At 42.5% G+C, this 8893-nt stretch carries 4 protein-coding genes and 1 pseudogene; all 5 read left to right on the top strand.

Annotated features, from left to right (window positions below; translation table 11 throughout):
- The first annotated feature begins 18 nt into the window (after positions 1-18).
- Positions 19-1129, top strand: a pseudogene (locus tag ACSQ7D_RS12165) (ISAs1 family transposase).
- A gap of 256 nt (positions 1130-1385) precedes the next feature.
- Positions 1386-3125, top strand: a complete 1740-nt coding sequence (locus tag ACSQ7D_RS12160; protein WP_437136402.1) for a glycoside hydrolase family 66 protein — start codon at positions 1386-1388, stop codon at positions 3123-3125.
- 67 nt (positions 3126-3192) lie between these two features.
- The gene (locus ACSQ7D_RS12155) at positions 3193-5379 is read left to right on the top strand and encodes a glycoside hydrolase family 97 protein (protein ID WP_437136401.1); all 2187 of its coding nucleotides are present in this window, start codon (positions 3193-3195) and stop codon (positions 5377-5379) included.
- A 281-nt stretch (positions 5380-5660) separates the two neighbouring features.
- Positions 5661-7277, top strand: coding sequence for a DUF6377 domain-containing protein (locus tag ACSQ7D_RS12150; RefSeq protein WP_437136400.1), 1617 nt, complete (start codon positions 5661-5663; stop codon positions 7275-7277).
- 93 nt (positions 7278-7370) lie between these two features.
- A complete protein-coding gene (galE, locus tag ACSQ7D_RS12145; RefSeq protein ID WP_437136399.1) occupies positions 7371-8432 on the top strand; it encodes a UDP-glucose 4-epimerase GalE in 1062 nt (353 codons plus the stop codon).
- The last annotated feature ends 461 nt before the right edge of the window (positions 8433-8893 follow it).

Raw genomic sequence — 8893 nt, 5'->3', positions numbered from 1 at the left:
AATAAAATGTAAAAGTCTATGACACTGATAGAAATGTTATCTAGTATAGAGGATACTAGAAAAAGACGCGGTATCCGCCATAAAATGCCTAACTTCCTGATTATGTGCCTAACAGCAATAATGTCAGGTTATACTGGTTATCGAGAAATAGGCCGTTTCCTCAAAGAAAACCAATGGGAGTTTAAAAAGTATCTAACTTTCTGTAAAGTACCTACATATGGCTCTATTAGAAGGATATTTATGGAAATTGATTTTGATGATTTTGCCCAAAAATTCAATCAGTGGACTGCCCAATTTTTACCAATGTGTCAAGGTGAAACACTTGCTGTTGATGGAAAGGCTATTGCAGGAACTATTAAAGACACTCAAAATAACTATCAGAATTTTGTTTCATTGATAAGTGTTTTTGCTTCACAAAGAGGCATTGTATTAGCTTGTGATAAATTAGAGAACAAAAAAGAATCTGAAATTTATACCGTTCAAAGACTCTTACAAGCCTTAGACATTCAAGGTGAAATAATCACTTTAGATGCCTTACATTGTCAAAAAAACTCTTGAAACTATTATAAAGTCAAAAAATGACTACATAGTACAAGTAAAAGGTAATCAAAAAAAGCTTTTTGAGCAAATAAAAGCAAATGTTGCTACAAAAAAGTATTTAATGCACACTTACCAAGAGTGTTCTTTGCTAAGAGGTCGTGATGAATTGCGTATTACCAAAGTTTATAAAAATTTAGAGGGTATTTCTCCTGAATGGTTTGGTATAAAGCGAATTATAGAAACAACACGTTATGTCAAAACAAAGAAAGGTCAGACAATAGAGATAGTTTACCATATTAGCAGTGTAGCTAAGAATAAGGCTGATTTCTTTGCTAATCACATACGTTCTCATTGGGGTATAGAAAATCGTTTGCACTGGGTGAAAGATGTACAAATGAAAGAGGACAAGAGTAAGACTAAATCAGGTAATGCTCCTGAGAATCTTTCAATAATGAGAAATATATCAATTAACCTATTTCGTCTTAATGGAAAAGACTCTATCAAGTCAGCTATGGAATGGAGTATCATTAATTTCAAAGAACTTATGAATTTAATATATTATAAATCAAACATTTGTAACTCTATGTAACAGCCCTGCCCCAAGGGGAGGGAGTTTAAGAGAGTTCAAGAACAAAACATCTTTATACGTGTTAAACAACCCTCCTTTCCGTTCGCATCTGCGGGCTTAGCCTCTCTCAATCCTATTTGCGGATTGTCCCCCTCTCCGAAAGAGAGGGGGAACGGGGGTGAGGCTTTAAACTATTGCGGATTGCCCCTCTCTCCTTGGGAGAGAGGGAACGGGAGAGAGGCATTGTTAATTGTTAATTATTAATTATTAATTGAAAATGAAAGCTTTATATACTTTATTTTTTGCCACTACGCTCAGCCTCTTCTCTTGCGAGAAGAACGATACACCGAGCAACAACCCTATTACCTATGGCGAAACTTATTTGAAAATAGACATCAGCACCGATAAGGCGGTCTATACCCCTGGTAGCACGGTGCTTTTCACCTTGGCGAGTATGCCCTCTGGTTCCTACAAAGTGCGCTACTCTCACTTAGAAGAAATCATTAAAGAAGAACCTCTTACCAGCGCCTCTTGGCAATGGGTAACCCCTGCCGATGACTATCGAGGTTATTTGGTGGAAATATACCAAGAAGCTGGCGGTAAACAAAATACTTACGGCAGTATTGCTGTGGATGTATCTTCCGATTGGACAAAATTCCCTCGCTACGGTTTCTTGTCCTCTTACGGCAAAAACGAACCTATCGAGAAGAATATCGACTTTATGAACCGCTGTCACATCAATGGTATTCAGTTCTACGACTGGATGTACGACCACCACAAACCACTGGCTGGCACCCCTCAAAACCCTTCTAATGAGTGGCCAGACCTCTTCAAACGTCCCACTTTTCTTTCTACTGTACGTGGCTATATCAGCGCTGCTCATAGCAAGGGTATGAAAGCGATGTTCTACAATTTAGCTTTTGGGGCGCTCAAAAATGCGGAAGCCGATGGGGTGTCCAAAGAATGGTTTCTCTACAAAGACAACCAGCATAAAGAGAAAGATGCACACCTGTTAGGCGACTTTGCCCGCAGTAGTATCTACCTTACCAACCCTGGCAATGCGCACTGGCAAAACTACTTAGCAGGGCGCAACAGCGATGTTTATGCCGTTTTTGGTTTCGATGGCTATCATATCGACCAACTCGGAGGACGTGGCACGGTATACGATTACAATGGCAATAGCGTAGACCTCTTGTCTCAGTACGCTTCGTTTATCAATGCGATGAAAAGCGCACAACCCGATAAACGCCTTGTGATGAACGCAGTAGGGCAATACGGTCAAACTGAAATAGCAGGTACTAATAAAGTGGATTTTCTCTATACCGAAGTATGGGACGAAAAAACCTACGACCAATTGGCAAAAATTATCCTCGACAACTACAATCGTAGCAATAACCAACTTAAAACGGTGTTGGCTGCCTATATGGATTATGAAAAATCTAAGAATGCAGGTTTTGTAAACGAACCTGGCGTATTGCTCGCCAATGCCGTGATTTTTGCCTTCGGAGGGGCTCATTTAGAGATAGGCGAACACTACCTCGCCAATGAGTATTTCCCTAACAAAAACCTTCAAATGAAAGCCTACCTCAAAAAAGCGCTTATCACCTACTACGATTTCTTGGTGGCTTACCAAAACCTATTGCGCGACGGCGGTAGCTATACTTCAGTACAAGTAACTGCCGAAAATGCTACAATAGCGGCTTGGCCTGCAGCTAAAGACCAAATTGCTTGCGTGAGCAAAAAGGTAAATAGCAAAGAAGTGGTACATCTCATCAATTTCAACGGGGTAACTTCTATGGACTGGCGTGATACCAATGGTACTCAAAAGAAACCTACCACAGTAACTGACCTTAAAACTACTGTTGCTGTAACTGCACAACCCAAAAAAGTGTGGTTCGCTACTCCCGACCTCTTTGGCGGTGCTCCTCGTGCCGTAGAATTTACCTATAACAACAACCAAATTACCTTCACCCTCCCCTCCCTCAGCTATTGGGATATGGTGGTGATAGAGTATTAATGAGAAAATTAGTAGATTAGCAAATGAGAAAATTTGCTAATTTGCTAATTAATAAATTTGCTAATTTATGAGATTTCTTACTTTCATAACAATAACTATCCTCTCCTGTGCTACTGCTGTAGCACAGGAGTTATTTTCGCCTAACAAAGCGCTGAAACTCTCTTTTTCGCTCAACGCGGAAGGCACTCCTACCTATTCGCTTTTTTACAAGGGAAAAGAAGTAGTGAAACCGAGTAGATTAGGCTTTGAACTATTTAGCTCCAACGAAGTGAAATTTGGCGCTGAAATCACCAAAAAAGAGGGCGCAAACACCTCTCTCTACCATAACTTTGAAGTGGTGAATACCCAAAATACGACCGTTGATGAAACTTGGCAACCCATATGGGGCGAAAGCCAAAACATTCGCAACCACTACAACGAGCTATTGGTAAATCTAAAACAGAAGGATACCCACCGAGAAATGAACCTGCGTTTTAGATTGTTTGACGACGGCTTAGGCTTCCGCTATGAGTTCCCCGAACAAAAGCAAATGCCTTACTTTGTGATTAAAGAAGAACGCACCGAGTTTGCAATGACGGGTGATCACCAAGCGTGGTGGATACCCGGCGATTACGATACCCAAGAGTACGACTATCAGCAATCGCGCCTCTCCGAAATACGCGCTATCAACCAAAAAGGGCGTCAGGCGAATTTAGCACAAACAGGCTTTTCGGATACGGGCGTACAAACCGCTTTGATGCTCAAAACTGACGATGGTTTGTATATCAACCTGCACGAAGCTGCTTTGGTGAACTACGGGACGATGCACCTCAACCTCAACGATAAGACCTTTGTATTCCAATCGTGGATTACCCCCGATGCCAATGGTGCCAAAGGTTATATGCAAACTCCTGCCCAAACGCCTTGGCGCACGGTAATTGTAAGTAGCGATGCTCGCGATATTTTAGCTTCCGATATCACTCTCAACCTCAACGAACCTTGTGCTTTGGCTGATACCTCTTGGATTCACCCGATGAAGTACGTAGGGGTATGGTGGGAAATGATTACCGGTATGAAAGAATGGTCGTATACTTACGATGTACCCAGTGTGCATATCGGTAAAACCGATTTCACCACCCTCAAACCCCACGGCAAGCATGGGGCTACTACCGAAAATGTGAAGAAATACATCGACTTTGCAGCCGAAAATGGTTTTGATGGCGTACTGGTAGAAGGTTGGAACATAGGATGGGAAGATTGGTTTGGACATTCCAAAGATTTTGTATTCGACTTCCAAACGCCTTACCCCGATTTTGATATCGAAGCTATTCACCAATACGCCAAAAACAAAGGAATTAAGATGATTATGCACCACGAAACCTCCTCGTCTATCCGCAACTACGAGCGTTTTATGGATAAAGCCTATCAGCTGATGAACAAATACGAATACCCCGCCGTAAAAAGCGGTTATGTAGGGAATATCATTCCGCGAGGCGAAAACCATTACAGTCAGTGGGTGAACAATCACTACCTTTATGCTATTAAAAAAGCCGCCGACTACCGCATTATGGTGAATGCTCACGAGGCTGTACGCCCTACGGGTTTGTGTCGTACCTATCCTAACCTCATAGGCAATGAGTCGGCACGCGGAGGTGAGTACCAAGCCTTTGGCGGTAGCAAGCCCAATCACGTGTGCGTGTTGCCCTTCACTCGACTTATTGGTGGACCGATGGACTATACCCCTGGGGTGTTTGAAATGGACATCAGCAAGAACAACCCCAACAATCATTCACACTGCAATGCCACTTTGGCAAACCAATTAGCATTGTACGTAACGATGAGCAGTCCGCTACAAATGGCATCCGACCTTCCAGAGAACTACCGCCGTTTTCCCGATGCTTTTCAGTTTATCAAAGAGGTTGCCCTCGATTGGAGCGAAAGCCACTATTTAGAAGCCGAACCAGGGGCTTATATCACTGTGGCGCGCAAAGCCAAAGGCACTCGCAATTGGTTTGTAGGCAATACAGCTGGCAAGGATTTTACCTCCAAGATTCATTTCAGTTTCTTAGAGCCCAAAACTACTTATGTAGCCACTATCTACGCCGATGCGAAAGATGCCAACTACCAAACCAATCCGCAAGCCTATACCATTCAAAAAGTATTGGTGACCAACAAGAGCAAGCTCACCCTGCACTCAGTAGCAGGCGGAGGTTATGCCATTAGCTTGTACCCCCTCACTGATAAGGCACAAGCCAAAGGACTAAAAAAACGATAGCAATTACAGTAATAATAGTGAAATAGAAATCTGTCCGAAAAGTTTTGTTTTGTGAGGGCGATTTGCAAATCGCCCCTACAATGTAACTAAAAGCAATTGATTATCATAATCAACTTTGCCAAAGGTATGAGCCACACAGGCAAAAACTTTGGCAAAGTATAGCGATGCAAATGTGATTTTGAGACTTTTCGGACAATCTATTTATTTTTTGTAACCACCAAAACAAATTTGCTAATTCCCTAATTTTTCTTACTTTTGCCTCTGAAAATTAATGTTTGAAAATGAAGTACAAAAGCCTTATCATAACCCTCCTACTACTCCCCTACTGCGCTCTAGCGCAAATGGTGCAAAATCAAACGCTCATTCACAACCTCACTGCACTTATCAAACAGAAAGATAACTACACCCAGCAAAAAGAACGCAAAATAAAGGAAGCTATCGACTTGTTACGAGTACCAAATGCCTCTGCTGAGCAACGCTATGCTATCAATCAACGCCTCTTCGACGAGTTTAAAACTTATATATCCGACTCGGCGGTGTACTACGTGAAAGAGAATATCCGCATCGCTGAAGAACTCCAAAAACCCGACCTCCAAAACGATTCCCGCCTTTCCCTTGCCTCTCTCTACATCATTTCCGGCAACTACTTAGATGCTGCCGACCTGCTCAGGGCTATTGATAAAGAACAACTGCAAAAACCTCAGCTCATTCAATACTACAACTGCTACCTCAACCTCTACAACAACTACGCTTTCAACAACCCCGATGCCAAAACCTATATCGCTAAAAGCAATGCTTACCGCGACCTCCTCCTCAATTTAGTCGATAAGAATTCCACTCATTATATCCTTCTCTATGCCGGTGTGCTTACCGATGCCGGCAGGTATGACGAAGCCGAAAAACTCCTCCTCGACCGCTTTGCCCTAATGCACACCGATGAACACGAAAAAGCCGTATTAGGCTATGTGCTCGGCACGCTCTACAAAAAGAAAAAGAATGTCCCTAAACAAATAGAATACTTTGCTATTTCGGCGAGTTGCGACATCAAAGATGCTATTAAAGAAAACGCCTCGATGCTCGAACTTGCCTCAGCGCTCTTTCAATTAGGCGAAGTAGAGAATGCTTACACTTGTATCAAATCGGCGATGGAAGACGCTACTTTTTGCAACGCTCAACTGCGTTCCGATGAGGTGATGAAGATTTTCCCTATCATCGAAAAAGCCTATCAGGAACGCATTCACAGTCAGAATACCAAACTGCGCAACGCCTTACTGTTAGTAGGGTTGTTTGCCGTTTTCCTCATTATTGCCATAGTATTGGTTACCCGCCAAATGAAGCGCATCGCCAAAATACGCAAGGAACTCTACCACAAAAACCAAGATTTAGAGCAACTCAACGAACACCTGCGAGAGGTAGTAACCCAACTCAACGAAAGCAACGAAGTAAAAGAAGCCTATATAGGCGAGTTTTTCAACTTGTGCTCGGTGTACATCAGCAAATTAGAAAAATACCAAAAAATGCTTACCAAAAAGGCAAAAGACCGCAATTGGGACGAACTCAACAAAGTACTCCGCTCTACCGAGATGATAGAGCAAGAGCTGAAAGAGTTCTACAAGCTGTTCGACGATATTTTCTTACATCTATTCCCACACTTTATCACCGAGTTCAACGCTCTATTAGCCGAAGACGAGCGTTTTGCCCCCAAACCTCACGAAATGACCCCCGAGTTGCGCATCTTTGCCCTTATCCGCTTAGGCATCACCGATAGCTCTAAAATAGCCACTTTCTTACATTATTCCACCAATACCATCTACAACTACCGCACACGGGTGCGCAATAAAGCTATCGTACCGAGAGAAACTTTTGAAGAAATGGTAATGAAAATAGGCAAGAAATAACACAAAAAATAAGCTACTTTATTGCTAATCATTTCTTTTTTTGTACCTTTGTGGCGATAAAATAAAAACAACCAAATACAATTAGTATAAAGAATGAAAAAAATAGTAGTAACAGGCGGGTTGGGCTTTATTGGCTCTCATACCGTTGTAGAATTACAAAACGCAGGCTTTGATGTGGTTATCATTGATAACCTTTCCAATGCCCAAGAAAATGTAAAAGACCACATTGCTAAAATTACAGGTAAAATGCCGGTGTTCGAGAAATTTGACTTGCGTGATAAAGCTGATGTACAAGATTTCTTCAAGCGTCATCGCGATGTGCAAGGGGTGATTCACTTTGCTGCCTCTAAAGCGGTAGGTGAGAGTGTGGAGAAACCGCTTTTGTATTACGAAAATAACCTTACCAGCCTTGTATACCTCTTGCAAGAACTGAGCAAGTTGCCCAAAGCACACTTCATTTTCAGTTCGTCTTGCACCGTATACGGTCAGGCAGATGAGTTGCCTATCACTGAGAATGCTCCTGTGAAGAAAGCCGAATCGCCTTATGGTAATACCAAACAAATCAGTGAGGAGATTATCGGTGATACTTGCAAGGTTACTCCTTCGCTCAATGCGATTGCCTTGCGCTACTTTAATCCTATTGGGGCACACCCTTCGGCTGAAATAGGCGAACTGCCCTTAGGCGTACCTCAAAACTTGGTGCCTTATATCACCCAAACGGCTATAGGTTTGCGTGAGAAACTCTCGGTTTTCGGTGGCGACTACCCTACCCCTGATGGCACTTGCATTCGCGATTATATTCACGTAGTGGATTTGGCGAAAGCTCACGTGATTGCACTTCAACGCCTATTAGAAAGCAAGAATACTGAAAACTATGAAGTCTTCAATATAGGAACAGGTAAAGGTAGTACTGTTTTGGAAGTTATCCAAAGCTTTGAACGCGTATCGGGCAAGAAATTGAACTACCAAATTGTAGGTAGACGTGCTGGTGATATCACCGCTGCTTATGCTAACACTGATAAGGCTAACAACGTACTCGGTTGGAAAGCCCAAAGCTCTTTGGACGATGCGATGCGCTCGGCTTGGCAATGGGAACAGAAGGTACGAGGTAGGTCGGTGCGAGCCGCACAGGCAGGAGAAAAATTAGCAAATTAGGGAATTAGGAGTGAGCCACACGGGCAGTCGTAACACGACAGGTAGTAATGGAGTTCTCGGACGATTCGGGCTTGTCGGACGGAAGTAAGACGAGATAGAAGGCTTTATTGGGAAGAGTTAAGGAGATAGAAAGATATCGGAGATATTCGGAAGAGGTGATTTAGGAAAAAAGTAAAAAATGAGCTGTAAGATGGGTGGGGTTAGCTTATAGAGAGCTTATAGGAAGCTTATACGAATCTTGGACGATTGGTATAGAAAGGGTATATAAATAGTTGATTAACACTATAATACAACAACGCTAAAAATGCCAAAAAGAGGGTTTCGAGGCGAAAGAAAGAGGAATAGGCACTAGGCCTTAGGCCATAGGCACTAGGGGGAAGTACGACGGAAAGGAGAAGGGATAATTAGGAAATTAGCAAATTAGAAAATTAGTAAATGGGGAAGTGTGAGGTCTTAGGTCA

This window comes from Capnocytophaga sp. G1920 (assembly GCF_051417515.1).
Note: the sequence above shows the minus strand (reverse complement) of the source record. Positions and strands in the feature narration are given on the sequence as shown.

Coding starts and splice junctions, on each gene's coding strand:
- ACSQ7D_RS12160 (WP_437136402.1), top strand. CDS start 1,386: ATGAAAGCTTTATATACTTTATTTTTTGCCACTACGCTCAGCCTCTTC.
- ACSQ7D_RS12155 (WP_437136401.1), top strand. CDS start 3,193: ATGAGATTTCTTACTTTCATAACAATAACTATCCTCTCCTGTGCTACT.
- ACSQ7D_RS12150 (WP_437136400.1), top strand. CDS start 5,661: ATGAAGTACAAAAGCCTTATCATAACCCTCCTACTACTCCCCTACTGC.
- galE (WP_437136399.1), top strand. CDS start 7,371: ATGAAAAAAATAGTAGTAACAGGCGGGTTGGGCTTTATTGGCTCTCAT.